The sequence below is a fragment of the Actinomycetospora sp. NBC_00405 genome, assembly GCF_036044095.1.
GTDB classification, from domain to species: domain Bacteria; phylum Actinomycetota; class Actinomycetes; order Mycobacteriales; family Pseudonocardiaceae; genus Actinomycetospora; species Actinomycetospora callitridis.
On sequence record NZ_CP107938.1, the window covers coordinates 2,537,809 to 2,562,644 of the forward strand.

The following is a 24,836-nucleotide window of genomic DNA, read 5'->3' on the forward strand; positions in this document are numbered from 1 at the left end:
CTACACCCCCGTCCGTGCGCGGACCCAGGGCGTGAGCGCCCGTCCCAGCGCGAGCCACAGCGCGTCGAAGACGAACGCGAGCACGATCGAGCCGATGATGCCGGCGGCGACCATGGCCGGGTACGCCTGCTGGAAACCGTCGGTCATCAGGGTGCCCAGGGACTGCACGCCGACCAGGGCACCGACCGTGACCAGCGAGAACGCCGACACCGACGCGACCCGGATCCCGGCGGTGAGCACCGGCACGGCGAGCGGGAGCTGCACGCCGAAGAACAGCCCGGACGGCCGGTAGCCGACGGCGACCGCGGCCGTGGTGACGGTGGCCGGCACGGCGTCGAGGGCCTCCGCGACGCTGCGGACGAGCAGCGCCACCGTGTAGATCACCAGCGTGAGCCCGACGTTGAGCGGGCTGAGGATCGGCGTGCCCACCAGGATCGGGATGAACACGATCAGCGCCAGCGACGGGATCGTGTAGAGCGCGCCGGACAGCGGCACGAGCACCCGGCGCGCCCCCGGCGACCGGTGCGCCCACCAGCCCAGCGGCAGGGCGACCACCAGGCCCACCAGCACCGGGATCAGGGCGAGCAGGACGTGGGCGATCACGAGCTCGTCGATGTCGTAGCCGAAGGCCCTCACGGGACCGGGTCCGGCCGCAGCAGCGCCAGCACGTCGTCGGCGGCGACCCCGCCCCGGAAGCGGCCCTCGCGGTCGACCGCGACGCCCCGGCCCGCCGGTGAGCTCAGCGCCGCGTCCAGGGCGCCGCGCAGCGTGCCGGCCGCCTCGGAGGCCGCTGTCGCACCCTCTGCGCCACCCTCGGTCACATAGACCGAGCCCAGCTCGTGGCGCACCCCGTCGGGCCCGAGCCACGCCGCGGGACGCTCCGCCCCGTCGAGCAGGACGGTCCACTCCCCCGGCACCCCGGAATCACCGTTCGCGTCCGCGCGCGTCGGCAGCTCGGTGAGCTGCAGCGCGGTGGCCGGCACGAACCCCAGGCGGCGGTAGCCGCGGTCGCGCCCGACGAACCCGGAGACGAACTCGTCGGCCGGGCGCGCGAGCAGCTCGTCGGGCGGCGCGAACTGCGCCAGGCGGCCGCCGACGCGCAGCACGGCCACGCGGTCGCCCAGGCGGATGGCCTCGTCGATGTCGTGGGTGACGAACAGGATCGTCTTGCCGAGATCGGCCTGCAGGCGCAGCAGCTCGTCCTGCAGCTCGACGCGCACCACGGGGTCGACCGCCGAGAACGGCTCGTCCATGAGCAGCACCGGCGCATCCCCGGCCAGCGCGCGGGCCACCCCGACGCGCTGCTGCTGGCCGCCGGAGAGCTGCGCGGGCCAGCGCTGCGCCATCGACGCGTCGAGGCCGACGCGCTCGAGCACCTCGGCCGCCCGGGCCCGGGCCTCCTTGCGCGGGAGGCCCTGGAGCACCGGCACCGTCGCCACGTTGTCGAGCACGCGGCGGTGCGGGAACAGGCCGGCCTGCTGGATGACGTAGCCGATGCCGCGGCGCAGCAGCGCCGGATCACCCTCGGCGACGTCCTTGCCCTGCAGGAGCACCGAGCCCGACGTGGGCTCGACCATGCGGTTGACGGTGCGCAACGAGGTGGTCTTGCCGCAGCCCGAGGGGCCCACCAGCACCGTGATCTCGCCCTCGCGGGCGGTCAGCGACAGCGACTCCAGACCGACGGTGCCGTCGGCGAAGCGCTTCCCCACGTCCCGGAACTCGATCACGTACGACGCCCCCGGGATCCGCCGGCGGCCACGAGTAGGCCACCGAGTCGACGCGTGAATCTAGCCCGGCCCCCGGACACCCGCGACCGATCACGACCGGCCACCACCACCCGGTGTGACGGCGATCACCCTGCCGCGCGGGTCTCCGGGACGATCGGGCCGCGGCGCACGAGCTCGGTGAACGCCTCGGCCGGCATCGCGCGGGCGAACAACCAGCCCTGATAGGCGTGCACCCCGAGGTCGCGCAGCACCGCGAACTGGTCGGAGTCCTCCACACCCTCCGCCACACACACCTGCCCGATCGCGGCGGTGAGGTCGACGACCGCGCGGGCCACGGCCCGGTCGGACTCCCCGGTGGCGACCCCGCGGACGAAGGCGCGGTCGAGCTTGACGATCTGCGCGGGCAGGCCGGTGAGACGCGAGAGCGACGAGTAGCCGGTGCCGAAGTCGTCGACCGCGAAGCGCACACCCGCGGCGATGAGCTCGTTCATCTCCCGCAGCGTGTGCGAGGGCAGGTCGGCGAGGCAGGTCTCGACCAGCTCGAGGACCAGGCGGTCCCACGGCAGCCCGGACTCGGCGACCGTGGCCCGCACGACGGGCAGGAAGTCCGGGTCGCCGGGCAGCAGGCCCGCGAGGTTCACCGCCACCGACGGCGGAACCCCGTCGGGCGCGGTGCCCGGCCACGTGGCGGCCTCGCGGACCGCGGCGCGCAGCACCCAGCGGTCGAGGTCGCCGAGCAGGTCGGCCGCCTCGGCCACCGGCAGGAACTTGTCCGGGAAGAGCAGGCCGTGCTCGGGGTGCTGCCAGCGCACCAGGGCCTCGGCCGTCTGGATCCGCCCGTCCGCCCCGACGACGGGCTGGTAGTGCAGCACCAGCTCGTCGTTGACCATCGCCTCGCGCAGCTGGGTCTCCATGCGCAGCGCCTCGTCGGCGCCCTTCATGATCGCCTCGTCGGCCAGCGCGAAGCGCCCGTTGCCGCCGCTCTTGGCCTCGAACAGCGCGGCGTCGGCGAAGCGCATGAGGTCCCCGGTGCCCGGGTGGCCCGGCGCGGGCTCGAGCCCGGCGAGCTCCGTGGCCCGCTCGCGGCGCAGCACCTGCGCCACCGGGTCGTCGGTGGGGTCGATGTCGGGACCCGACGGGTCGGCGCGGTAGCTGTCGGGGTCCCCGACACCGAGCCCGATGGTGGCGCCGACCGCGGCGCCGACCGTCGCCGAGATGCGCACGAGCTGGCCGTGCACGGGGATGGCGGTGCGCAGGATGCCGGCCACCGTCGCTGACAGGGCGTCCAGGCCCCCGTGCAGGTCGACGTCCGCGCAGACCACGACGAACTCGTCCCCGGCGCTGCGTGAGGCCGCGCAGCCGGCGGGCAGGCGGTCGCGGAGGCGCTGGGCCAGCTCGACGAGCAGCTCGTCGCCGGCGTCGTGGCCGAGCGAGTCGTTGACGCGCTTGAAGTTGTCGATGTCGCAGAACAGCACCCCGGTGCGCCGCGACGTCGGGCCGGCCAGCAGCCGCGAGACCGTGGTGGTGAGCGCGCGGCGGTTGGGCAGGCCGGTCAGCTCGTCGTGCATGGCCTGGTGGCGCAGGCTCGCCTCGACCCGGCGCGCGTCGGTGACGTCGGTGAACACCACGAGGTGGGTGACACCGCCGTCCTCGTGCACCGACACCGACACGTGCAGCTCGCACCACACGGGCTCGGCGACCGCACCACCGGCGCCGCGCTCCCGGGTGAGGAGCGCGCGGGGGGTGCACGACCAGCTCACCGAGCCCGCCGAGCCCGCCGGGCGGGCGAGCAGCGGGGTCGCCGGGCCGGGGCCCGCGGCCGACTCGGCCGAGAGGTCGAGCAGCTCGTCGGCGCGCCGGCCGCGCAGCGCCTCCGGGCCCTGGCCCAGCAGGCGGCACAGCGCCTGGTTCGCCTTGACGAGCCGCTCGTCGTCGTCGAAGAGCGCGATCCCGACCGGGGCGACGGCCAGCAGGTCGGTGAAGCGCTGGTTGGAGGCGCGCAGCCGCTCCTCGGCGTGGCGACGGGCGGTGACGTCGGCGGCCGTGCCGAGCACGGTGCCGGCCCGAAGGGCGGCGTGGAGGGCGAGGATGCGCCCGCTGCCGTCGCCGAGGCGCACCTCGCACTCGAGCGGGGCACCCTCGGTGACCAGGGCCTGCCACCGGCGCGCGAGCCCGTCGCGGTCCTCGGCGTGCAGGGCGGCGAGGAGCGTCTCGGCGCTGCGGGTGGCGTGCGGGTCGATCATCAGGAGCTCGGCGAGCACCGGGGAGAGCCACGCCGACCCCGTGGCGAGGTCGACCTCCCAGTGCCCGAGGCCCGCGATCCGCTCGATGTCGGCGGCGGAGGGGGCCGAGGGGTGCGACGGGGCCGCGGGAGCCGGAGGCACGATGGGAGCCGCGGGGGCCGGCACGTCCGGCACCAGCACGAGGGCGGCACCGCCGTGGGTGTCCGGCCAGGCCACCACCCGCACCGGCAGCGGCGCCCCGGCGACGCGGCGCAGCCGGGCGGTGTAGAGGCCCCCGATCCCCTGGTCGGCCGCGCCCTGGTCGGCCGGGCCGAGGTCGGCGAGCAGCTCCCGCACGGGCCGTCCGAGCATCGTCCGCGTGTCGAGGCCTCCCGTGGGGTCGACCAGACGGGCCACCTGCTCCCGGACCTCGGTGATCCGGCCCTGGGCGTCGTGGCGCAGCGCGGGACCGGCCGGCAGGGCCGGGGCGCCGGCGTCGGGAGCCGCGGCCGCGTCGGGCCGGCGGGGCGTCGTCGTCGCGTGGACGACGGCAAGGCCCCGCGAGCCCGGCACCGGCACCGCACTGCTCACGTCTCGACTCCTCCGCCGCGCGGGCCCCCACCGCTCCCCGGGGAGGAACGGACCGTCCGCGTCTGTCTCAGCAACGAAGGAGACACGGTCGGGGATCGGCAACATCACCGGAGTGGGGGAGGTCGCGCGGCGACCGTGGCCCGGGACGCGTCGTGCTGCATCACCTGATCGTTCAACCTTGAGTCCACCGACCGGTCGTCGCGCCGAAGCAGACGGAGTCCACGACGAACGGCGTGTGGCCCATCGCGACTCGACCGATGGAACGGACGATCACCCACGTGCGGCTCGACACCTCACGGTCGGTGCGATCTTGCCGCTACGAACGGTTCGTTCCCGGCCACGAACGACGTGCCACCGCCGAACGTGGCCGATCCCTGCTCCGGGCGGGCGACACGACGTCCGGGCGCGCAGGGCCGCCTGAGCCTTACCCACTTCTCGCGGAGGGCACTCCCGTGATGCCCAACCGGGTTTCTCGCGGTGGAGCAGGGGTCAGTGGTGCCCGTCGACGGCGACCTCGGCGACGTGCCGGCGCACGACCCCTTCCTCGCTCGCGGCCCGGGCGACCGCCTCGGCGACGGCGGGCGCGACCCGCGGGTCGAGCGCGCTGGGGACGATGTGGTCGGGACCGAACTCGTCGTCGCCGGCCGCGATGTCCGCGATGGCCTCGGCGGCCGCGAGCTTCATCGCCTCGGTGATGCGGCGGGCGGCCGCGTCGAGCGCCCCGGCGAACACGCCGGGGAAGGCGAGCACGTTGTTGATCTGGTTCGGGTAGTCGCTGCGCCCGGTGGCGACGACCGCGGCGTGCTTGCGTGCGACGGCGGGGTCGATCTCCGGGTCGGGGTTGGACAGCGCGAGGACGACGCCGCCCTCGGCCATCGACGCGATCACCGACTCGGGGACCGTCGAGCCCGACAGGCCCAGGAAGACGTCGGCCCCGTCGAGGGCGGCGGCGAGGTCGCCGCGCACGCCGCGGGGGTTCGTGATCTCGGCGAGGGACATCTTCTCGACGTTCATGCCGTCGCGGCCCGCGTGGATGACGCCGCGGGAGTCGAGCACCACCACGTCGTGCGCCCCGGCCGACAGCAGGATCTTCGCGCAGGCGACCCCGGAGGCCCCGGCCCCGCTGACGACGACCTTGAGCCCGGCGAGGTCGCGGTCGAGGACGCGGGCGGCGTTGCGCAGGGCGGCGAGCACCACGATCGCCGTGCCGTGCTGGTCGTCGTGCATCACCGGGCAGTCGAGCGCCTCGATCAGGCGGCGCTCGATCTCGAAGCAGCGCGGGGCGGCGATGTCCTCGAGGTTGACCGCCCCGAAGCTCGGGCGCAGGTGGACGATCGTGTCGACGATCTCGTCGACGTCGGTGGTCTCGAGCACCAGCGGGATCGAGTCGAGGTCGGCGAACGCCTTGAATAGCGCGGACTTGCCCTCCATGACCGGCAGCGACGCCCGCGGGCCGATGTCGCCCAGGCCGAGGACGGCGGTGCCGTCGGACACGACGGCCACGAGGCGGTGCGTCCACGTGTAGCGGGCGGTGAGGGCCTTGTCGTCGGCGATGGCGCGGCACACCTTGGCCACCCCGGGGGTGTAGGCGATCGCGAGGTCGCGTCGTCCGGCGAGGCCCACGGTGGGCGCGACGGAGAGCTTGCCGCCCTCGTGGGCGGTGAAGACCTCCTCCTCGGTGATGTCGCGGCCGTCGAGGGACGGGGTCGTGTCGGCAGCCTCATTCACGGGGTCGCTCACGGGGGCTCCAAGCGGGTCGGGGGTCGCGGCAGGTAGCCAGGATCGGTGCCGCGTCGGATCGATGTCGCGCCGGACCGGTCCGGGCTGCACGCGCGACGGGACATGGCGCTGCCGAGGTTAGGGTCGGCGTCCGTGGAGGCGCGGGAGCTCGGTGTGCCCGGCGCGTGGCTGTTCAGCCCGCCGGTGTTCCCGGACGCGCGGGGCGCGTTCGCGGCGCCGTTCCAGGCCGGGGTGTTCGCCGACACGGTGGGGCACCCCCTGCATGTTGCGCAGGCGAACACGAGCGTATCCCGGCGCGGCGTGCTGCGCGGGGTCCACTACGCCGACGTGCCGCCCGGCCAGGCCAAGTACGTGCAGTGCAGCGCGGGCGCCGTGCTCGACGTCGTCGTCGACGTCCGCATCGGCTCCCCCACCTTCGGGGCGTGGGACGCGGTGCGCCTCGACGGCGCGACGCTGCAGGCGGTCTACCTCGCCGAGGGCCTCGGGCACGCCTTCCTCGCCCTCGAGGAGGGCACGGTGACGACGTACCTCTGTTCCCGGGAGTACGAGCCGGCCGCCGAGCACGGCATCTCGCCGCTCGACCCCGTGCTCGCCCTGCCCTGGGAGCGGTGGATCCCGCGCGACGAGCTCGTCCTGTCGGACAAGGACGCGGCGGCCCCCGATCTCGGGGCGGCGCGCGCGGCGGGGACGCTGCCGACCTGGACGGCGTGCCGGGAGCGCCACCGGGCCCTGCTGGCCCCCTGAGCCGGCTGTCGGACCCCCACCGCGCCCCTACCGCGCCCGCACCCGCCCCGGGTGCGGCCAGAGCCGCCAGCGCACCGGACCGAGCACCTCCGCGGGCCCCAGGGTGCGCGAGTCGGTGGAGGACGCCGGGGCGTCGCCGACGGCGAACCAGCCGTCGGTGTCCTCCAGCGCCGCCCGCTTGACCGAGAGCTGGCCCGGTCGCGAGGCCCAGCGCACGAGGGCGACCTCGCCCGGTCGCACCCGCGTCCCGGGCAGCGCGAGCACCACGTCGCCGTCGCGCAGCGTGGGAGCCATCGACGGCCCGCGGACGAGCACCCGGCGCGGACGCCGTCCCACCAGCGTGATCAGCAGGTCACGGGGTGTCCTCACCGGCGGCGCTCCACGTGTCGGGGCTCGACCACGGGGGTACGTTGACTGTCGTCGGAACGATCACCATTCCCCATGAGGAAGAGGGAGGCGAGATGGGACTGCTCTCCAGCGTCCTCCGTCCGCGCCTGGAGGCCACCGCGCACTGCGACCTCCCCTGCGGCGTCTACGACCCGGCTCAGGCCCGGATCGAGGCCGAGTCGGTCAAGGCGATCCAGGAGAAGTACCAGAGCAACGAGGACCCGGCCTTCCGGACCCGCGCGATCCTGATCAAGGAGGAGCGGGCGGACCTCGTCAAGCACCACCTCTGGGTGCTCTGGACGGACTACTTCAAGCCGCCGCACTTCGAGAAGTACCCGCAGCTCCACGAGCTGTTCAACAAGGCCACCAAGGCCGCCGGTGGCGGGGCGGACGGCGCCAAGTCGTCCATGGACCCGCAGACCGGGCAGCAGGTGCTCGACTACATCGCCGAGATCTCGGACATCTTCTGGGAGACCAAGAAGGGCTGAGTCCGGCCTCGCCGGCGCCCGTTCACGACGACGCGCCCGTCCCGCACGTGCGGGGCGGGCGCGTCGTCGTCTCCCCGGGCGGGTAGGAGTCACGGATGACCAGGAGCCTGCGGTGAGCGCGAGCCCGGCGGGACGCATCTTCGTGCTGCGTCACGGCGAGACCGAGTGGTCCCGCGAGGGACGGCACACCAGCCGCACCGACCTGCCCCTGACCGAGCGGGGTCGCGACGCGGCCCGGACCGCCGGTCGGCTGCTGGTCACGCTGCGCGGGCTCGACGCGCCGCCGCCGGTCGTCTGGACGAGCCCCCGTCAGCGGGCGATGGACACGGCCCGCCTGGCCGGCCTCGAGCCCGACGCCGTGCGCGAGGACCTCGTCGAGTGGGACTACGGGGCCTACGAGGGCCGCACGACCCCGGAGATCCGCGAGGAGGTGCCGGGCTGGACGGTGTGGACCCACCCGAGCCCCGGCGGTGAGACCGGCGCCGAGGTGGCCGCCCGGCTCGACCGCGTCCTCGCCGACGCCGAGCGTGAGCTCACCGACCGCGACGTCGTCCTCATCGGGCACGGCCACGCCGGGCGCGTGCTCATCGCCCGCTATCTCGGCCTGGAGCCGGCGGCCGGGGTCGGCTTCGCGTTCGACGCCGCGTCGGTGACGGTGCTGGGCCACGAGCGCGGCGTGCCGCGCATCGACCTGCTCAACGCCCCCGGCGGCCTCGTCGAGGCGCCGCCGCCGCCGGCGGACCGGTACTAGAGCTGGTCCCCTCGGCGGAACTCAGGTACCCGCCCACTCCCGGGCCGGCCGTGAGATCAGCGCGGCCAGCACGGCTGCGGCCAGCAGGAGCACCGGCACGCCCCAGTCCGGGCGGCCCGAGGGCACCGCGGCGTAGAAGGCGCAGCCGATGGTCAGCAGCTGCACGACGATCGACGGACCGCGGGCCCCGCGCGCACCGCGCAGCAGCGCGACGCCGGCCGCGGTGATGCCCACCCCGAGCAGGACCAGGAAGCCCCAGACCGAGAAGGTCAGGCCCGCGGCCACCATCAGCGCCGCCACGACGAGCGCGACGACACCCTCGGTGAGCACTCCGAGTGCTGCGAGGCGCACAGGGCGTGGCGTCGTCACGGGATCAGCCTAGGCGGCGGGGTGTGCGGTCCACCGCTCGGTGGAGACATCGGCGACATCCCTACCCGGCACCCCCCGGACGGACGGGACACCCGGTCTACGGTGAGGGCCGTGCGTGCGCTGCTCGTGGCCAATCCCTCGGCCACCACGACGACGGCGGCCGGTCAGGACGTCATCGCGCACGCGCTCGCGAGCGAGATCAAGCTCGACGTCGTCGTGACCCGGTACCGGGGCCACGCCGCCGAGCTCGCCGCCCGGGCGCGGGCCGAGGCCGTCGACCTGGTGGTCGTGCTCGGCGGCGACGGCACGGTCAACGAGGCCCTCAACGGGCTGCTCGCGGACGGGCCCGGCGAGCAGGTGCCCGCGCTCGGCGTGGTGCCCGGCGGGTCGGCGAACGTCTTCGCCCGCGCCCTGGGCGTCCCCCGCGAGCCGCTCGAGGCCACCCACACCCTGCTCGGCGCGATCGCCGAGGGCCGCTCGCGCAGCGTGGGGCTCGGGCGCGCCGACGAGCGGTGGTTCAGCTTCAACGCCGGTCTCGGCTGGGACGCCGACGTCATCGCGTCGATGGAGCGCGCCCGCGGGCGGGGCCACGACGCCACGCCGACGCGCTACGTGGCCACCTCGATCCGCCGCTGGTCGCGGGCCCGGGTCGACCCGCCGGACCTCACCGTCGAGGTCGAGGGCGAGGAGCCGGTCGGCGGGATCCGCCTGGCGCTCGTGTCGAACACCGACCCGTGGACCTACCTCGGGGCCCGGCCGGTGCGCACCAACCCCGGCTGCTCGTTCGACAGCGGCCTCGGGCTCTTCGCCCTGCACTCCCTGGGGCTGCCGACCGTCCTGCGGCTCGTCCGGCAGGTCCTGCGCCGCGACGGGGCCGCCGGGCTGCCCTCGGTGCTGCGCCGCGACGACGTGCCCGCGATCCGCGTCACGAGCGACGAGCCCGTCAACCTCCAGGTCGACGGCGACCACCTCGGAGAACGCAGCGACGTCGAGTTCGTGGCCGTCCCGGACGCCCTGCGCGTGGTCGTCTGAGGTCGCCGACGAGCGCGATGTGGAGGCCGTGTGAGATCCCGTCGCGGCCGGCGGCGTTCTGAATCGAGCCGTCCTGCTGACCGCTCGTCGCGCTCGCTCACACAGGTGGACGGTTCGTCGTGCCTGAATCGTCGCTCGTCGCAGCCCGGCGCTCATGACGGTCCGCGCTATTCCACTCACCGACCGAGTTCGCCCGTCGAGCCGCTTGCCACTCGATCTCCCTGGTCACGTCCTGCAGATTGAGTCGCATCCCCCGCGAATACCGGGAAGGGCGCACGACCCGAGAGGGACGTGCACCCGGACCGGAGGGTCCGACGTTCGTGAATGTGCGAGCGACGGGCACGAGGCAGGGGACGGCGACACCGCATTCGTCCGTGGCATCGACGCCACAGTTCGAACGGGAGTTGACGTCCTCAGTCTCTCCTGACAGGTCGCGGGCCCTACACGGGGCCTACGACGAGGTCGAGACGATGACGACCACGACCGGCGCGCACCCCGAGGCGCGCCCACCGAGGAGCTCAGAACGATGGACTGGCGGAACGACGCTGCTTGCCGCGACGAGGACCCGGAACTGTTCTTCCCCGTCGGCACGAGTGGCCCCGCTCTCTCTCAGATCGCCCGCGCGAAAAGCGTCTGCCGGCGTTGCCCCGCGATGACCGAGTGCCTCACGTGGGCGCTGGAGTCCGGTCAGGACGCGGGTGTCTGGGGCGGAGCGAGCGAGGACGAGCGCCGTGCGCTGAAGCGTCACGGCATCCGGCCCGAGGTGCACACCGCCTGATCGGCGGCACACCTCGGCATCGTGGCCGGGCGCTCGCTCCCCAGGCGGCCGACCACGACCGAGATCCACGAGGGCCCCGGCCCCGTCCCACGGACGGGTCCGGGGCCTTCGTGCTGCTGCGGGGCCGTCCCGTGCCCTCTAGCGCCCCCGGTGCTGCAGCGGGACCTTGAGGACCGCCCGGGTGCCGCCGTCCTCGGCGGGCCGGATGCTCAGGGCCCCGGCCAGCTCGGAGTCGACGAGCGTGCGCACGATCTGCAGCCCCAGGCCCGTGGCCCGCTCCAGCGAGAACGTCTCCGGCAGGCCGCGGCCGTCGTCGGCGACCTCCACCTCCAGCACCGCGGCGGTGCGCGTCGCCGTGATGACGACGGATCCCGAGGCCCGCTCGGCGAACCCGTGCTCGAGGGCGTTGGCGACGAGCTCGGTGAGCACCATGACCAGCGGCGTCGCCATCACCGCCGGCAGCACGCCCACCTCGCCGGCCCGGCTCATGGCCACCCGGGCGCCGGGGCGGGCGAGGTCGTTCATCATCGGCAGCACGCGGTCGAGCACGTCGTCGATGTCGACCCGCTCGTCGACGGACGCCGCCAGCGCCTCGTGCACCAGCGCGATGGACGCCACCCGCCGCACGGACTCCGTGAGGGCCTCCTGGGCCTCGGCGTGCGGCGTACGGCGTGCCTGGAGCCGCAGGAGGGCGGCGACGGTCTGCAGGTTGTTCTTCACGCGGTGGTGGATCTCGCGGATCGTGGCGTCCTTGCTGAGCAGGGCGCGGTCGCGGCGGCGGACGTCGGTGACGTCCCGGGCCAGGACGACCGCGCCGGACGGCACCCCACGGGGGTGCAGCGGTAGGGCCCGCAGCACGGCCGACGCCCCGTGGCCCTCCAGCTCGGCGCGCTGCGACGGGGTGCCCGCCAGTGCGCCGCGCACGTGCTCGGCCGCCTCGGTGCCCTCGAAGGCGTCGTCGGCGACCTCGCGCACCACCCCCGCCAGGTCCGCGCCGACCAGCTCGTCGCTCCACCCGAGCCGGTGGAAGGCCGACGCGGCGTTCGGGCTGGCGTAGAGCACCCGGCCCGTCGAGCTGATGCGCACCAGCCCGTCCCCCACGCGCGGCGTCGAGCGGCCCTCGTCCTTGCTCTGCGCCGTCGGGAACGTGCCGTCGGCGACCATCTGCAGCAGGTCCGCCGCCACCGCGAGGTAGGTGATCTCGAGGGTGCTCGGCACCCGGGGGGCGGCGAGGTTGGTGTCGCGCCCCAGGACGGCGATCACCTCACCCCGACCGGAGGCCTCACGCGCCTGCGGGGCGCGCACCGGCACCACCTCGCGGCGCACCGACCGTCCACGGTGCCACCGCGGCTGGTCCTCGCGGCGCAGCGCGGTGTCCTCCATCGCCCGCTGCAGCTGCGGCACCAGGCTCTCGGCTGGAGCGCTGTCCACCATGTCCTCGGGGTGGGCGGTCGCCGTCGTCGTCGGGCGGCTCTGCGCCATGCAGAGGAACCGCCTCGCCCCCTGCGGGCTCGTCACGGGCACCCACAGCAGGAAGTCCGCGAACGACAGGTCGGCGAGCAGCTGCCACTCGGCGACGATGCGCTGCAGATGGGCCACGGACGTCCCGGGCAGGTCCGTGTGGGCCGCCAGGAGGTTCGAGAGCGTCGACACCGGCCGCCCGCGGTTCCCGCTGCCCTGCATGGCGATCATCCAACCACCGCGCCGTGCGCGGCCTCCCCACGTGCGACGATGGACGCATGTCGAAGCGCGCGCGCCAGAAGCGGGACCGCAAGAAGAAGGCCAGCAACCACGGCAAGCGCCCCAACTCCTGAGCGCCTGCCCGCACACGCACGAGGGCCCGTCCGCGGAGATTCGCGGACGGGCCCTCGTGCGTCGTGCGGTGTGTCTCGTGGGGGGACGTCTCGCTGGGGGACGTCTAGCTGCGCCAGGACTCGACGCGCGTCTGGTTGACCTCGACGACCGTGCCGCCGGGCCCGCGCTCGACGGTGACCTCGGCCTGCTCGAGCACCGTCGACCGGATCTGGTCACGCAGCCGCTGGTGCAGCTCCGCCGGCGCGTGCTCACCCCCGCAGCTGCGGCCCAGCAGCCTCTTGACCTTCTCCTCGAGCCCGTACCGCGCCAGGCACGGCCCGCACTCGTCGAGATGGCGCCGGAGCTGGGCGTCGCGGTCGGCGTCGCACTCGTGGTCGAGCAGCAGCCAGACCTCGGCCAGCACCTCGGAGCAGTCGGTCTCGTGGGGCTCACCGCAGCTCATCGTGCCGCCCCCTCTCCGGACGTCACCCGCGCGCCGTCGGCGTCCCGCAGGAAGCCGCGGTCCCGGGCCGTGTCGGTGAGCGCGTCGCGGAGCTGCTTGCGACCGCGGTGCAGCCGCGACATCACGGTGCCGATCGGGGTGCCCATGATCTCGGCGATCTCCTTGTACGCGAAGCCCTCGACGTCCGCGAGATACACCGCCATCCGGAAGTCGTCCGGCAGCGCCTGGAGCGCGTCGCGGATGTCGGTGTCGGGCAGGTTCTCCATCGCCTCGACCTCGGCCGACGGGAGGCCGAGCGAGGTGTGCTCACCCGCCTGGGCGAGCTGCCAGTCGCTGATCTCGTCCGTCGGCGACTGCTGGGGCTGACGCTGCCGCTTGCGGTAGGTGTTGATGTAGGAGTTGGTCAGGATGCGATACATCCAGGCCTTGAGGTTGGTGCCGGGGGTGAACGAGGCGAACGAGGAGTACGCCTTGAGCACCGTCTCCTGCACCAGGTCCTCGGCGTCGGCCGGGTTGCGGGTCATCCGCAGGGCCGCCGCGTAGAGCTGGTCCACCAGGGGCATCGCGTCGCGCTCGAAACGCGCGGCACGCTCCTCGGGCGTCTCGGTGGCCACGTCGACCGCTTCGGGTCGCCCCTGGTCACTACTGGTGTCGCCGGGGGTCTGGTCAGGCACAGCCCTCGCCGCGTCGGCCACGGGGCTCCCTTCGGGCCGCGCCCGGGGCGCGGTCGGGACGTCTACGGATCCCGCGGAGACTACCCGCGTCAGGTCCCGGACATCCCACCCTGCGGACGACGTCACGCCGGGGAACGGCGCCACGGGGGCCGTGCCGGCCTCCGTCATCGTCATCACTGCTGGCATGTCCGCGTCAACGCGGTTTCGGGGTGCGGGATTCCCGCCGGTCGCGGGGTGGGCGTCGCTACGCTCGCCGGTCGTGGCGCGACGAGCGGCGGCGGCGACCCCGGCCCTGGTGGCGCTCGACGACGCGGACATCCCGTACACGACGCACCCCTACACCGCACCGGGCAGGACCGCCTACGGCACGGAGGCCGCCGACGCCCTCGGCCTCGACCCGCGGCGGGTGCTCAAGACGCTGGTCGCCGAGGTCGACGGCCGCCCGGTGCTGGCGATGGTGCCGGTCGCCGGGACGCTCGACCTCAAGGCGCTCGCGGCGGCGTGCGGGGGCAAGCGGGCCGTGATGGCCGACCCCGCGGTGGCCCAGCGCCTCACCGGCTACGTGGTCGGCGGCATCGCCCCGCTGGGCGGGCGCCAGCCGCTCGACGTCGTGATCGACCTCTCGGTGGCCGAGCACGGGACGGTGTTCTGCTCGGCCGGCCGTCGGGGGCTGCAGATGGAGCTGGCCCCCGACGACCTCGTCACCGCCACCGGCGCCGAGATGGCCGAGATCGCGGCTTCCTAGCTCTCAGTCCACCGGACCGAAGAACACCCGCAGGTCGGCGGCGACGACCTCCGGCAGCTCGAGCGCCGCGAAGTGCCCACCCTGCTCGTGACGGCTCCAGTGGACGATGTTCGTGTTGTCGCGCTCGGCGAACACCTTGATCGTCTGGAAGTCGTCGGCGAACACCTGCACGCCGGTCCGCGCGGCGCTGACCCGCGGCTCGACGCCCGAGTGCGCCTCCTCGAAGTGGTAGCGCGCAGCCGTCGCCATGGTGTTGGTGAGCCAGTAGAGCGAGACCTGGGTGAGGATCTGCTCCTCGCTGACCAGGCTCGTCCCGTTGCCGAAGCTGGTGAACAGCTCGTTGTAGGCGAGCTGACCGACCGGGGAGTCGGCGAGCCCGACGGCCACGGTCTGCGGGCGCGAGCCGTTCATCTGGTTGTAGCCGCCCACCGACCGGAACCACTGCATGTGCTCGAGCCCGGCGTAGTCCGACGGCTCGAGACGCTCGAACTCGGTCGGGTCGCCCGACGGGAAGCTGAACAGGTGCAGGACGTGCAGGCCGAGGAACCCGGGCGGGTCGAGCAGGCCGAGCTCGCGGGCGACCATCGCGCCGCCGTCGCTGCCGTGGGCGCCGTAGGACTCGTAGCCGAGGCGGCGCATGAGGGTGTCGTAGGTGCGCGCGACCCGGGCCATCGTCCAGCCGCGGTCCGCCACCGGCGTCGAGAACCCGAATCCCGGCATCGACGGCACGACCACCGAGAACGCGTCCTGCGCGCGGCCGCCGTGGGCGACGGGGTCGGTGAGCGGGCCGATCATGTCCAGGAACTCGGCGAACGACCCCGGGTAGGTGTGCAGCAGGAGCAGCGGCGTCGCGTCCGCCTCGGCCGACGGCACGTGGACGAAGTGGACCGTCTGGCCGTCGATCTCGGTGAGGAAGTTCGGCACGGCGTTCATGCGCTTCTCCTGGGCGCGCCAGTCGAACGTCGTGCGCCACCGCTCGACCATCGCGGCGAGGTAGTGGTTCGGCGTGCCGTAGTCCCAGTCGTCCCCGGGGGCCGGGCGCGGCAGGCGGGTGCGGGCCAGCCGGTCGGCGAGGTCGTCGAGCTCGGCCTGCGGGACCTCGATGGTGAAGCGGCCGATGACGGTGCTGCTGCTGGTGTCGCTGCTCATGGGAGAACGATAGGAACCAACCAGGCACGCTTCGTTCCTCGTTCACGGCAGGATTGACCTCGTGCGCGACACCTCGGCCCGGATGCTGGCCCTCCTCTCGCTGCTGCAGTCCCGCCCCGAGTGGCCGGGACCGGAGCTCGCCGCCCGCCTCGGGGTGAGCACCCGGACGATCCGCAACGACGTCGCCCGGCTGCGCGAGCTCGGCTACCCCGTCGACGCGGAGACGGGCCGGACCGGGCGCTACCGGCTCGGGATCGGGGCCTCCCTGCCACCGCTGCTTCTCGACGACGACGAGGCCGTGGCGATCGCCCTCGGGCTGCGCGCCGGCACCGGGCTCGCCGGGACCCGGGAGGCCGGGGACCGCGCGCTCGCCAAGCTCGACCGGGTGCTGCCCCACCGCCTGCGCCGCACCCTCGCCGCCCTCACCGAGGCCACCGACCGCGGGCCGGAGAACACCGGATCCGACGCGCCCGACCCCGAGGTCGACCCGGCGCTGCTGCGCACGCTCGCCGAGGCGATCCGCGACCGGACATCGCTGCGGGTCGGCGGGGATGCCGACGAACCCACCCGGCTCCTCGAGCCCTACCGCCTCGTGAGCTGGCAGCGCCGCTGGTACGTGGTGGTGCGCGACCCCCGGGACGACCGCTGGACGGTGCTGCGCGCCGACGGCCTGGAGCTGCGCACGCCGGGCGGCGGGCGCTTCACGCGCGACGCGCCGCCCGAGGACCTCACCGACCTGGTGCTCCGCGAGGTCGCGGCGTCCGGGTGGTCGGTGCAAGCACGGATCGTGGTCCACGCCCCGGCCGCGGAGGTGCTCGCGCACATCAACCCCGCGGTGGGCGTCGTCGAGCCGCGCGACGAGCACAGCTGCGTGCTCGTGACCGGCGCGGACAGCGTCGCCACCGTGTCCGCCTACATCGGGATGCTGGACATGGACTTCCACGTCGACGGCCCGCCCGAGCTCGTGGCCCAGCTGCGCACGACCGGCGAGCGCTACCTGCGGGCGGTGGCCGGGGCGGCGTCGGCGGGCTGAGCGAGCACGCGCGCCAGCCAGGGCGCCACCGCCGCGGCGACCGGCCCGCGGGCCTTGAGCGAGTGGTCGCCGGCGAGCACGACGACCTCGCGGGTGGCCGTGGGCGCGGGGATCCCGAAGCGGTCGCGCTCGCCGGAGACCGCGAGCACCGGCACCGTGACGGCGTCGATCTCGGGGCCCCGGTCGGCGCGGGAGCCGTCGCGGCGGGGCGGGGCGAGCAGGGGGAACGCCAGCGCGAGGACGGCGACGGCGCCCAGCGTCGTCGCCCCCCGGCAGGCCACGCGAGCGCCCGAGGACCGCCCGCCGTGCACCTGGGGGACCTCGGGGAACGCCGTGCTCAGGTGCGCGACGACCGCGGCCCAGGCCTCGTCGAGCTGGGCGGCCGGCGCAGGGGCCTTCCGCCCGGCGACGCGGTAGGGCTGGAGGACGCGGGCGACCGCCAGGCCCGCGTCGAGGGCTGCCGTGCGGGCGCCGAGCAGGTCGGGCGCCTCGACACCGCCGCCGGCGCCGTGGCCGAGCACCAGAAGGGCGCGCGGGCCGGTGTCGGGCCCGTCGAGGTGGACCTGGGCGGGGCCGTGCGGGGTCTCGACCGCGATCACTGCGTGGCCGGGACGTCGGCCTCGAGGTCCAGGTCGAGGCCCACCTGCTCGGGCTCGTCGTGCTTCTCCTCGAGCAGCTCCGGCCCGTGGTTCTTCACGTTGTTGACCTTTGTCGAGACCTGGCGCAGCTCGAACGACGTCAGCAGCTCGGGCGGGGGCGGCTCGAGGAGGTCGGTGGGGTCGTCGTGGTCCGGGTCGAGCCAGGCCTTCCAGCGCTCGGCCGGGAGCACGAGCGGCATCCGGTGGTGGATGTCGGTGAGGGGGCCCGCGGCGTCGATGGTGACGACCGTCGTGCTGATCAGGGGCGACGTCCCCTTCGCCGCGTCCTTCGGCCGCCACGTCTCCCACAGGCCCGCGAAGGCGATCGAGCGCCCTCCGGGCAGCGTGATGAAGTACGGGACCTTGCGCCCGCCGGGTCCGTCGCGCTGCCACTCGAACCAGCCGTCGGCCGGGAGCAGGCAGCGCCGGCCCTTGGCCGCGCGGCGGAACGCGGGCTTGCTGGTGAGCGAGTCGGACCGCGCGTTGATCATCCGGCTGCCGACCTTGGGGTCGTCGGCCCAGCCGGGCACCAGCCCCCAGCGCATGGCGCGCAGGCTGCGCTCGAGCCGCTGGGGGTCGGCCTTCCCGGCGTCGTCACGCGGGTGCCGGTCGACGACGGCGAGCACCGTGGTGGTGGGCGCGACGTTGTGCTCGGGACCGGGCCACGCGCCCTCGGTGGCGTCGACGGCGTCGAACTCCTCGGCGAGGGTCGCCGGGTCCTTCGCCTGGCTGTAGCGGCCGCACATGCCCCCATCCTGGCACCGGACCCCGACACCCCGCGGACGATCACGCGCGGGTCCGCTCCCCCGGCGTCGGTCCGGCGCGGGAGGATGGCGTCATGACCGACGTGCTCGAGCCCTGGCCCGCCCCGACCGCGGGCGGGCCCGTGCGCGGGACGGTGTCGGTGCCGGGGTCGAAGTCGGTCACCAACCGGGCGCTGGTCCTCGCCGCGCTGGGCACCGACGGCGTCACCCGCCACGTGCGCGGCGCCGCCCGGTCACGCGACACCACGCTCATGGCCGGCGCGCTCGAGGCGCTGGGGGCCACCGTCACCCTCACCGAGGGCCGCACCGGCACCGTCGACCTGGCCGTCACCGCCCCCGGCACCTTCCACGGCGGGCACGTCGACTGCGGGCTGGCCGGCACCGTCATGCGCTTCGTCCCGCCGCTCGCCGCGCTGGCCGACGGGCCCGTCGTGCTCGACGGCGACCCGCGGGCCCGCGAGCGGCCCATGGGCGGCATCGTCGCCGGCCTGCGCGGGCTCGGCGTCGGGGTCGAGGGCGAGACCCTGCCGCTGACCGTCACCGGCGGCCCGCAGCCGGCCGGGGGCGAGGTCACCGTGGACGCATCGGCGTCCAGCCAGTTCGTCTCCGGGCTGCTGCTCTCCGGCGCCCGCTACACCCACGGCGTCACCGTCGTCCACGCCGGCGGGCGCGGGGTGCCGTCGCTGCCCCACGTGGCGATGACCGTGGCGATGCTGCGCGACGCCGGGGTCACCGTCGAGGAAGGCGCCGCGCGCTGGCACGTCGCGCCGGGCCCCGTGACCGCGCCGTCGGTGCTCGACGTCGAGCCCGACCTCTCGGGCGCCGCCGTGTACCTGGCCGCGGCCGTCGCCACCGGGGGCGAGGTGACGGTGCCCGGCTGGCCGGACACCGACCTGCAGCCCGGCGGCACCGTGCTCCGCGTGCTCGAGGCCTTCGGCGCCCGCGTCGAGCTCGGCGCCGCGGGGCTCACCGTGCGCGGGCCCGACCGGCTCCGGGGTGTGGACGTCGACCTCACCGAGGTCAGCGAGCTCACCCCCACCGTGGCGGCGCTGGCGACGGTCGCCGCGCGCGACGGGGCGACGTCACGACTGCGGGGCGTCGGCCACATCCGCGGCCACGAGACCGATCGCCTGGCCGCGCTCGCCGCGGAGCTGGGCACCGTGGGCGCTCGGGTCACCGAGACCGAGGACGGGCTGGAGATCGCCCCGGCGCCGCTGTCGGCGCCCACCCGGCCGTGGCGCGCGTACGCGGACCACCGGATGGCCACCGCAGGCGCGATCGTCGGGCTGGTCGTCGACGGCGTGCGGGTGGACGACGTCGCGGCCACCACCAAGACCCTGCCCGACTTCGCCGCCGACTGGCCGCTGCTCGTCGGCGCCGGGTCCTGAGCCGCCCATGTCACCGAGCGGGGCGCGGGGCGGCGGGCGCGGGGAGACGTCGCGTCTCGACGAGTCCGACGTCCGCGTCCGCCCGGGACGCGGCACCCGTCCGCGCTCGAAGCGACGCCCCGACCACGCCGACGCCGAGGCGGCGATGGTCGTCGCCGTCGACCGCGGACGCTGGACCTGCGCACCTGACGACGACCCGTCCCGCCGCGTGGTCGCGATGCGCGCCCGGGAGCTGGGCCGGACGCCGGTGGTCGTCGGCGACCGCGTCGACCTCGTCGGCGACGTCTCCGGGGGTGACGACGCCCTCGCGCGCATCGTCCGCGTCGCCGAGCGCCGCAGCGTCCTGCGCCGCACCGCGGACGACACCGACCCCTACGAGCGCGTGGTCGTCGCCAACGCGTCGCACCTGGTGATCGTCACCGCGCTGGCCGACCCGGTCCCCCGCACCGGCTTCGTCGACCGCGCCCTCGTCGCGGCCTACGCGGGCGGCCTCGAACCGGTGCTGTGCCTGACGAAGTCCGACCTCGCGGACCCGGCGGAGTTCGCCGCCAACTACGCCGAGCTCGACCTGCCGGTGGTCGTGACGCGGTCCGACCGCGATCCCGAGGCGCTGCGCGAGGTGGTCGCCGGGCGGGTGTCGGCGCTGATCGGGCACTCCGGGGTCGGCAAGTCGACGCTGGTCAACACCCTCGTCCCGGACGCCGACCGCGCCGTCGGCGTCGTCTCCGGGGTCGGCAAGGGGCGGCACACGTCGACCTCGGCCGTGGCCCTGCCGCTGCCCGACCACTCCGGCTGGGTGGTCGACACCCCGGGCATCCGGTCCTTCGGGCTCGCGCACATCGCCCCCGACGACGTCGTGGCGGCGTTCGGCGACCTGGCGGAGGCGATCGAGGAGTGCCCGCGCGGCTGCGCGCACCTGGGTCCGCCGTCGGACCCGGAGTGCGCGCTCGACGCCGAGGTGGCCGCAGGCCGCCTCGGCCCCGGGCGCCTCGACGCCCTGCGCCGGGTGCTCACCGCGCTGCGGACCCCGGCGTGGGAGACCTGAGGGTGAGCGTCACCCGCTGAGCACGACGTCGGCGCGGTGCGCCGTCGCGGCGATCACCCGGGCGTTGGCGCCGTCGCTGCCGTCCGCGCGGGCCACGGCCTCGGCGTGGCTGCGGCCGTGGCGCACGTGGCGGGCGATCAGCCGGTCGCGGCGGACGTCCTCGTCGGGGGCGACGAACCAGGCCTCGTCGAGCAACGGCCGGATGCCGTCCCACGGGGGCTCGTCGAGCAGCAGGTAGTTGCCCTCGGTGACGACGACCAGCGCCTCCGGCGGGACCTCGAGGGCCCCGGCGATCGGCTCCTCGATCTCCCGCCGGAACTCGGGCGCCCACACCGTCGCCGCGCGGGAGCGCAGGCGGTCGAGGAAGGCGACGTAGCCCGCGGCGTCGAAGGTGTCCGGGGCGCCCTTGCGGTCGCCGCGGCCCAGGCGGTCGAGCACCGAGTTCGCCAGGTGCCAGCCGTCCATCCCCACGACGGCGACCTCGGGGCCGGCCAGCGACGCGGCGAGCGTCGACTTGCCCGCGCCGGGGCCGCCGACGATGCCGAGGACACGGCGGCGGCCGTCGGACCGGGCGGCGTCGAGGAGGTGCGCGATATCGGCTTCCACAACGCGCACTATCGCCGATGAGCGGGTACGCCCGGCCGGTGCAGCTCCCCGTTCCCGGTCCCGGGCCCGACGCCGCGGTGCGATTCGTCCGCGAGCACCTCGCCGACCTCACGTGCGACACCCCGGCGGCCTCGGTGACCATCCGGGGCGGGCAGACCGCGGCGGACGCCGCCCTGGCCGCGCTCGACGTCACGGGCTACGCCGGGAGCCGCAACCAGGTGTGGCCGCCGGAGCGCCGCGGGGCCTCGCGCATGTCGCCGTACGTCCGCTACAACCTCGTCGACCTGCCCACGCTGTGGGACCACGTCGCGGACGCGCCGACGAACGACCGCCGGAAGTACCGCGACGAGCTGGCCTGGCAGGAGTTCACCCGCCACCTCTACGCCCGCTTCGGGCGCGACGGCCGGCCGGCGCTGCGCGAGGAGCTGCGCGCCCAGCCGCCGCAGGCGCCCGAGGTGTGGGACGAGCCGTGGCCCCGGGACATGCGGTGCATGGACGCGACGGTGGGCGAGCTGCACGCCGACGGCTGGCTGGTCAACCAGACGCGGATGTGGCTGGCCAGCCAGTGGACCGTGCGGGCCGGCGCGCGATGGCGCGACGGCGAGGAGGAGTTCTTCACCCACCTCCTGGACGGCTCCCGCGCCGCCAACCGGCTGAACTGGCAGTGGACCGTCGGCGCCGGCAACGGCAAGGCCTACGCGTTCTCCCGCTGGCAGGTGCAGAAACGGGCGCCGGCCCTGTGCCGGGAGTGCGCCCTGCGCGACGCCTGCCCGGTGGCGTCGTGGCCCGCCGACCAGCGGACCTCGCGGGTCGCGGTCTCGGACCTGCTGCGCGGCGACCCGGACCCGGAGGTGACCGCCGGGCCGGAGTCCGCCGACGGCGACGCCTCGGTCGACGGTGAGGTCGACGGTGAGGTCGACGGTGGGGTCGACGCCGTGTGGCTCACCGGCGAGTCGCTCGGGGACGCCGACCGGGCGCTGGTGGCCCATCCCGACGTCCCGGCGGTGTTCTGCTTCGACGAGCCGCTGCTGAGCAGGCTGATGCTGTCGGGCAAGCGGCTGGTGTTCCTCGTCGAGACCCTGGCCGACCTCGCCACCCGGCGTCCCGTCGAGATCCGGCGCGGCCGGGTGGCCGACGAGCTCGCCGGCCGTCGGCTCGCGGTGACCTTCGCGCCGGTGCCGGGGTTCCGCCGGCGGGCCGCCGAGCTCGAGCCCGCGGTGGTGCACCCGTGGCCCTGGCTCTTCCGCCCGCGCGCCGGTCGCATCCAGTCCTACTCGGCCTGGCGCAAGGGCGTGCCCGCGCAGCCCGACCGCCCCGCGCAGCCCGACCGCCCCGCGCAGCCCGACCGCCCCGCGCAGCCCGACCGCTGAGCGCGGCCCCGGGCGTCGGGGTGACCTGCCATCCTCCCGGGCAGGGGTCCCGAGGGGTCGTCACGGTGGGGGTCGTCATGATGCGCGAGCAGCAGCCGTGGCTGGACGTGCCGTTCGGCGAGAAGGACGACGCCAAGGCCGCGGGCGCGCTGTGGGACTGGCGGGCCAAGCGCTGGTACGCCCCGCGGCCCGGGATGGCCGAGCTCGCCCGGTGGCTCCCCGCGCACCGGGACGAGGCGCCACCCGCCGAGGCTGCGTCCGACGAGGCCGCGTCTGCTCCGGAGCCGACCCCACCCGACCCGGTCGCCGTCCCTCCCGAGGTCCTGCTCGCCGAGGCCCTCCGGTGGCTGACCGAGCCGAACGTGCTGGCCCGGCTCACCCGGCGCCGCCCACCCTGGCGCGTGCTGCACGCCGTGCCCGCCGGCGCCGGCCACGGCGACCTCGACCACGTGCTGATCGGCCCGCCCGGGGTGGTCACCGTGACCGTCGAGCGCCATCCCGGCCGGGCGGTGCGCGTCGACGGCGACCGGTTCACCGTCGACGGCGAGGACGTCGGGCACGTGCCGCGGGCGCGCGCCCGGGCCGAGCGGGCCGGCCGGCTCCTCGCCGCCGCCCTGGGAGGGGACGCCGGGGCGGCGCCGCCCGTCATCGCCGCGCTGGCCGTCGACGCCGCGTCCGTGACGCCCGAGCCGGGCGGCGAGCTACCGTCGGGCGTGCTGGTCACTACGCCCGCGAGCCTGTCGCGGCTGGTCACCGCCCTGCCCGCCGCGCTCGACGACCGGGAGATCGACAAGCTCTACGCCGTGGCGCGCCGCCTCGGCACCTGGACCCGCGACCTCTGACCGCCGGCACGTGCCGGCGACGGGTCCTACAGGAGCTCCAGCACGAACGGCAGCTCCTGGACGCCGTACCAGGCGAGCTCGTGGTCCTCGACGTCGCCGAGCACGAACTCCGCGTCCGGGTCGCCGAGGTCTGCGGCGTCGACGACGGCCGCCGCGGCGCGCACGGCGTCCGCGGCATCGACGAGGTCGAGGTGCACGGCGGCGAGACGCGCCATCGGGATCGGGCCTGCGACGCGGACGACGGCGTCGTCGAGGTCGGGCCGCAGCGTCACGTCCTCGACGTCGGCGCTCACGACCGCGCGCCGGGGCGACGCGTCCGGGTCGTCGGCGAGCTCGGCGGCGAGCAGACGCAGCGACGCGCGGGCGGCCTCGGACATGGCGACGTACTCGAGCTCCTCGTCGTCACCCGCCGCGTAGGACTCCCGCAGCCGTGGGGTCAGGGCGAACGCGGTGCCCGAGAGGGGCTGGAGCGCCTCGGTGTCGAGCAGCCGCCGCAGACCGGCCACCGTGGCCGGTACGTAGATCCTCACCGTTCTCCTGCCCTGTCGTCGTCCGCCCCGGTCCACCGCGCCGCCGTGGTGCGCAGCGCCACCTGCGCGACCTCGGCCTGCTTGCGGGGGTCCATGACGTTCCAGCCGGTCACGGCCCGGTCCTCGGCGCCCGGGGCGTGCTCGGTCACCGCGATGCCGGCCTCGCGGAGCCGCTCGATCTCGCGCGTCGAGCGGCCGCCGATCAGCCCCCGCAGCCACCCGTCGGTGGCCGCGACGGGATCCGACCACACCCGCGTCGTCGACCCCGACCGGGCCAGGGGCACCAGCACGAGGGCCTCGTCGACACGGGGCAGGTCGCCGTCGAGCAGCAGGTCCGCCGACGTCGCCGAGCACACCCCGCCGTCCACGTAGCGGCGCCCCGCGATCCGCACCGGCGAGAACCAGCCCGGTACCGCGCACGACGCCGTCGCCGCCTCGGCCATCGACGCCGGCGGTGCGCCGGCCCGACCGAAGGGCACGCGCGCCCCGCTGTCGTAGTCCATCGCCACGATCCGCACCTGCGGGTGCTCGGGCCACGTCTCGCTCGACCACTTCGTGGCCCAGCGGTGCAGTCCGGTGGTGTCGCCCCGGCCGGTCGGCAGCAGCGCCGCCCCGAAGGCGAGAGGCGGGAAGCGGCGCGGGCGGCGGGCGATCTCGCCGAGCAGGCGCAGCGAGCCGGGCCCGACCCGCGGCATCGGCGGCAGGCCGCGGCGCGCCGTCGACGGCGGGGCGCTCTTCGGGCGCGGGCGCGGCGGGGGCGGGTCGAGCAGCTGCGCGAGCATGTCGGACACCGGGACCCCGCTGGCCAGGGCCGCGGCGACCACCGAGCCCGCCGACGTCCCGATCATGACGTCGGCCTCGCGGGCGTCGCGCCCCGTCGCCTGCTCCCAGGTCGTCAGCGCGGCGACCATCCAGGCGTAGCCCAGCTGGCCGCCGGTGCCGAGGACGAGGCCGAGACTCACGGCC

Annotated in this window: 27 protein-coding genes; 12 read left to right on the plus strand and 15 right to left on the minus strand. The window is 75.3% G+C overall.

The features are described from left to right. The 4 genes from OG774_RS12485 to OG774_RS12500 all read right to left on the minus strand — a co-directional run bounded on the left by OG774_RS12485 (nucleotide 1) and on the right by OG774_RS12500 (nucleotide 6,280). Complete coding sequence (locus OG774_RS12485; protein ID WP_328309845.1) at nucleotides 1-636, minus strand: ABC transporter permease; 636 nt, start codon at nucleotides 634-636, stop codon at nucleotides 1-3. Further along, on the minus strand, nucleotides 633-1,727 hold the full coding sequence (locus OG774_RS12490) for an ABC transporter ATP-binding protein (RefSeq protein WP_328309847.1): 1,095 nt from the start codon (nucleotides 1,725-1,727) through the stop codon (nucleotides 633-635). Before OG774_RS12490 ends, OG774_RS12485 begins: the two co-directional genes overlap by 4 nt. 125 nt (nucleotides 1,728-1,852) lie before the next feature. Then, nucleotides 1,853-4,540: a putative bifunctional diguanylate cyclase/phosphodiesterase gene (locus OG774_RS12495; protein WP_328309849.1), complete on the minus strand. Its 2,688-nt coding sequence runs from the start codon at nucleotides 4,538-4,540 to the stop codon at nucleotides 1,853-1,855. A 489-nt stretch (nucleotides 4,541-5,029) separates the two neighbouring features. Next, the gene (locus OG774_RS12500; protein WP_328309852.1) at nucleotides 5,030-6,280 is read right to left on the minus strand and encodes an NAD(P)-dependent malic enzyme; all 1,251 of its coding nucleotides are present in this window, start codon (nucleotides 6,278-6,280) and stop codon (nucleotides 5,030-5,032) included. 132 nt (nucleotides 6,281-6,412) lie between these two features. Between OG774_RS12500 and OG774_RS12505 the strand changes: the two genes are divergently transcribed. Further along, nucleotides 6,413-7,024 carry a dTDP-4-dehydrorhamnose 3,5-epimerase family protein gene (locus tag OG774_RS12505; protein WP_328310936.1) on the plus strand — a complete coding sequence of 204 codons (612 nt, stop codon included), beginning with the start codon at nucleotides 6,413-6,415 and terminating at the stop codon, nucleotides 7,022-7,024. A gap of 27 nt (nucleotides 7,025-7,051) precedes the next feature. Here OG774_RS12505 and OG774_RS12510 read toward each other — a convergent pair whose 3' ends face one another. Then, on the minus strand, nucleotides 7,052-7,393 hold the full coding sequence (locus OG774_RS12510) for a S24 family peptidase (protein WP_328309854.1): 342 nt from the start codon (nucleotides 7,391-7,393) through the stop codon (nucleotides 7,052-7,054). Between the two features lie 92 nt (nucleotides 7,394-7,485). Between OG774_RS12510 and sodN the strand changes: the two genes are divergently transcribed. Continuing rightward, nucleotides 7,486-7,899, plus strand: coding sequence for a superoxide dismutase, Ni (sodN, locus tag OG774_RS12515; RefSeq protein ID WP_274193090.1), 414 nt, complete (start codon nucleotides 7,486-7,488; stop codon nucleotides 7,897-7,899). Nucleotides 7,900-8,011: 112 nt separating this feature from the next. Beyond that, nucleotides 8,012-8,650 carry a histidine phosphatase family protein gene (locus tag OG774_RS12520; RefSeq protein ID WP_328309856.1) on the plus strand — a complete coding sequence of 213 codons (639 nt, stop codon included), beginning with the start codon at nucleotides 8,012-8,014 and terminating at the stop codon, nucleotides 8,648-8,650. A gap of 21 nt (nucleotides 8,651-8,671) precedes the next feature. Here the strand turns inward: OG774_RS12520 and OG774_RS12525 are convergent, their stop codons facing one another. Beyond that, entirely contained in the window at nucleotides 8,672-9,019 is a 348-nt protein-coding gene (locus tag OG774_RS12525; protein ID WP_328309858.1) for a hypothetical protein, read from the minus strand. Between the two features lie 111 nt (nucleotides 9,020-9,130). On the opposite strand from OG774_RS12525, the gene OG774_RS12530 reads away from it, so the two are divergent. Both OG774_RS12530 and OG774_RS12535 read left to right on the plus strand, forming a co-directional pair. Continuing rightward, a complete protein-coding gene (locus tag OG774_RS12530; protein ID WP_328309860.1) occupies nucleotides 9,131-10,051 on the plus strand; it encodes a diacylglycerol/lipid kinase family protein in 921 nt (306 codons plus the stop codon). 526 nt (nucleotides 10,052-10,577) lie between these two features. Further along, on the plus strand, nucleotides 10,578-10,829 hold the full coding sequence (locus tag OG774_RS12535; protein WP_274191547.1) for a WhiB family transcriptional regulator: 252 nt from the start codon (nucleotides 10,578-10,580) through the stop codon (nucleotides 10,827-10,829). Nucleotides 10,830-10,967: 138 nt separating this feature from the next. On the opposite strand, the gene OG774_RS12540 is transcribed toward OG774_RS12535, so the two are convergent. After that, nucleotides 10,968-12,482: a sensor histidine kinase gene (locus OG774_RS12540; protein WP_328310940.1), complete on the minus strand. Its 1,515-nt coding sequence runs from the start codon at nucleotides 12,480-12,482 to the stop codon at nucleotides 10,968-10,970. Between the two features lie 86 nt (nucleotides 12,483-12,568). Here OG774_RS12540 and OG774_RS29820 point away from each other — a divergent pair, with 86 nt between their 5' ends. After that, nucleotides 12,569-12,643, plus strand: coding sequence for a 50S ribosomal protein bL37 (locus OG774_RS29820; protein WP_378034828.1), 75 nt, complete (start codon nucleotides 12,569-12,571; stop codon nucleotides 12,641-12,643). Between the two features lie 104 nt (nucleotides 12,644-12,747). Here OG774_RS29820 and rsrA read toward each other — a convergent pair whose 3' ends face one another. Together rsrA and OG774_RS12550 are read right to left on the minus strand one after the other, a co-directional pair. Further along, nucleotides 12,748-13,086, minus strand: coding sequence for a mycothiol system anti-sigma-R factor (gene rsrA / locus OG774_RS12545; RefSeq protein ID WP_328309862.1), 339 nt, complete (start codon nucleotides 13,084-13,086; stop codon nucleotides 12,748-12,750). Continuing rightward, nucleotides 13,083-13,700, minus strand: coding sequence for a sigma-70 family RNA polymerase sigma factor (locus OG774_RS12550; RefSeq protein ID WP_274193084.1), 618 nt, complete (start codon nucleotides 13,698-13,700; stop codon nucleotides 13,083-13,085). Before OG774_RS12550 ends, rsrA begins: the two co-directional genes overlap by 4 nt. 319 nt (nucleotides 13,701-14,019) lie before the next feature. On the opposite strand from OG774_RS12550, the gene ybaK reads away from it, so the two are divergent. Further along, nucleotides 14,020-14,505 carry a Cys-tRNA(Pro) deacylase gene (ybaK, locus tag OG774_RS12555; RefSeq protein WP_442873982.1) on the plus strand — a complete coding sequence of 162 codons (486 nt, stop codon included), beginning with the start codon at nucleotides 14,020-14,022 and terminating at the stop codon, nucleotides 14,503-14,505. Between the two features lie 3 nt (nucleotides 14,506-14,508). Here ybaK and OG774_RS12560 read toward each other — a convergent pair whose 3' ends face one another. Beyond that, complete coding sequence (locus tag OG774_RS12560) at nucleotides 14,509-15,654, minus strand: epoxide hydrolase family protein (RefSeq protein ID WP_328309863.1); 1,146 nt, start codon at nucleotides 15,652-15,654, stop codon at nucleotides 14,509-14,511. 61 nt (nucleotides 15,655-15,715) lie between these two features. Here OG774_RS12560 and OG774_RS12565 point away from each other — a divergent pair, with 61 nt between their 5' ends. Further along, complete coding sequence (locus OG774_RS12565; protein ID WP_328309864.1) at nucleotides 15,716-16,687, plus strand: helix-turn-helix transcriptional regulator; 972 nt, start codon at nucleotides 15,716-15,718, stop codon at nucleotides 16,685-16,687. On the opposite strand, the gene OG774_RS12570 is transcribed toward OG774_RS12565, so the two are convergent. Continuing rightward, nucleotides 16,648-17,286 (minus strand): alpha/beta hydrolase family protein, encoded by a 639-nt coding sequence (locus tag OG774_RS12570; protein ID WP_328309865.1) that lies wholly within the window; start codon nucleotides 17,284-17,286, stop codon nucleotides 16,648-16,650. The genes OG774_RS12565 and OG774_RS12570 overlap by 40 nt on opposite strands. After that, complete coding sequence (locus OG774_RS12575) at nucleotides 17,283-18,071, minus strand: SOS response-associated peptidase (RefSeq protein ID WP_328309866.1); 789 nt, start codon at nucleotides 18,069-18,071, stop codon at nucleotides 17,283-17,285. Before OG774_RS12575 ends, OG774_RS12570 begins: the two co-directional genes overlap by 4 nt. Nucleotides 18,072-18,163: 92 nt before the next feature. Here OG774_RS12575 and aroA point away from each other — a divergent pair, with 92 nt between their 5' ends. Both aroA and rsgA read left to right on the plus strand, forming a co-directional pair. Further along, nucleotides 18,164-19,477, plus strand: coding sequence for a 3-phosphoshikimate 1-carboxyvinyltransferase (gene aroA / locus OG774_RS12580; protein WP_442873983.1), 1,314 nt, complete (start codon nucleotides 18,164-18,166; stop codon nucleotides 19,475-19,477). Between the two features lie 7 nt (nucleotides 19,478-19,484). Further along, complete coding sequence (gene rsgA / locus OG774_RS12585) at nucleotides 19,485-20,522, plus strand: ribosome small subunit-dependent GTPase A (protein ID WP_328309868.1); 1,038 nt, start codon at nucleotides 19,485-19,487, stop codon at nucleotides 20,520-20,522. 9 nt (nucleotides 20,523-20,531) lie between these two features. Here the strand turns inward: rsgA and OG774_RS12590 are convergent, their stop codons facing one another. Beyond that, nucleotides 20,532-21,128, minus strand: a complete 597-nt coding sequence (locus OG774_RS12590; RefSeq protein ID WP_328309870.1) for a nucleoside/nucleotide kinase family protein — start codon at nucleotides 21,126-21,128, stop codon at nucleotides 20,532-20,534. A 17-nt stretch (nucleotides 21,129-21,145) separates the two neighbouring features. On the opposite strand from OG774_RS12590, the gene OG774_RS12595 reads away from it, so the two are divergent. Together OG774_RS12595 and OG774_RS12600 are read left to right on the plus strand one after the other, a co-directional pair. Continuing rightward, the gene (locus OG774_RS12595) at nucleotides 21,146-22,498 is read left to right on the plus strand and encodes an FAD-binding domain-containing protein (RefSeq protein WP_328309872.1); all 1,353 of its coding nucleotides are present in this window, start codon (nucleotides 21,146-21,148) and stop codon (nucleotides 22,496-22,498) included. A gap of 65 nt (nucleotides 22,499-22,563) precedes the next feature. Further along, entirely contained in the window at nucleotides 22,564-23,340 is a 777-nt protein-coding gene (locus tag OG774_RS12600) for a DUF5710 domain-containing protein (protein ID WP_328309874.1), read from the plus strand. Between the two features lie 26 nt (nucleotides 23,341-23,366). Here the strand turns inward: OG774_RS12600 and OG774_RS12605 are convergent, their stop codons facing one another. Continuing rightward, entirely contained in the window at nucleotides 23,367-23,870 is a 504-nt protein-coding gene (locus tag OG774_RS12605) for a DUF6912 family protein (RefSeq protein ID WP_328309876.1), read from the minus strand. Then, nucleotides 23,867-24,832: a patatin-like phospholipase family protein gene (locus tag OG774_RS12610; protein WP_328309878.1), complete on the minus strand. Its 966-nt coding sequence runs from the start codon at nucleotides 24,830-24,832 to the stop codon at nucleotides 23,867-23,869. Before OG774_RS12610 ends, OG774_RS12605 begins: the two co-directional genes overlap by 4 nt. Nucleotides 24,833-24,836: the final 4 nt, after the last annotated feature.

Bases quoted from the DNA above. Each gene is read 5' to 3' on its own strand.
- sodN (WP_274193090.1), top strand. From the start codon at position 7,486: ATGGGACTGCTCTCCAGCGTCCTCCGTCCGCGCCTGGAGGCCACCGCG.
- OG774_RS12535 (WP_274191547.1), top strand. From the start codon at position 10,578: ATGGACTGGCGGAACGACGCTGCTTGCCGCGACGAGGACCCGGAACTG.
- rsrA (WP_328309862.1), bottom strand. From the start codon at position 13,086: ATGAGCTGCGGTGAGCCCCACGAGACCGACTGCTCCGAGGTGCTGGCC.
- OG774_RS12560 (WP_328309863.1), bottom strand. From the start codon at position 15,654: ATGAGCAGCGACACCAGCAGCAGCACCGTCATCGGCCGCTTCACCATC.
- OG774_RS12575 (WP_328309866.1), bottom strand. From the start codon at position 18,071: ATGTGCGGCCGCTACAGCCAGGCGAAGGACCCGGCGACCCTCGCCGAG.
- aroA (WP_442873983.1), top strand. From the start codon at position 18,164: ATGACCGACGTGCTCGAGCCCTGGCCCGCCCCGACCGCGGGCGGGCCC.
- rsgA (WP_328309868.1), top strand. From the start codon at position 19,485: ATGTCACCGAGCGGGGCGCGGGGCGGCGGGCGCGGGGAGACGTCGCGT.
- OG774_RS12595 (WP_328309872.1), top strand. From the start codon at position 21,146: ATGAGCGGGTACGCCCGGCCGGTGCAGCTCCCCGTTCCCGGTCCCGGG.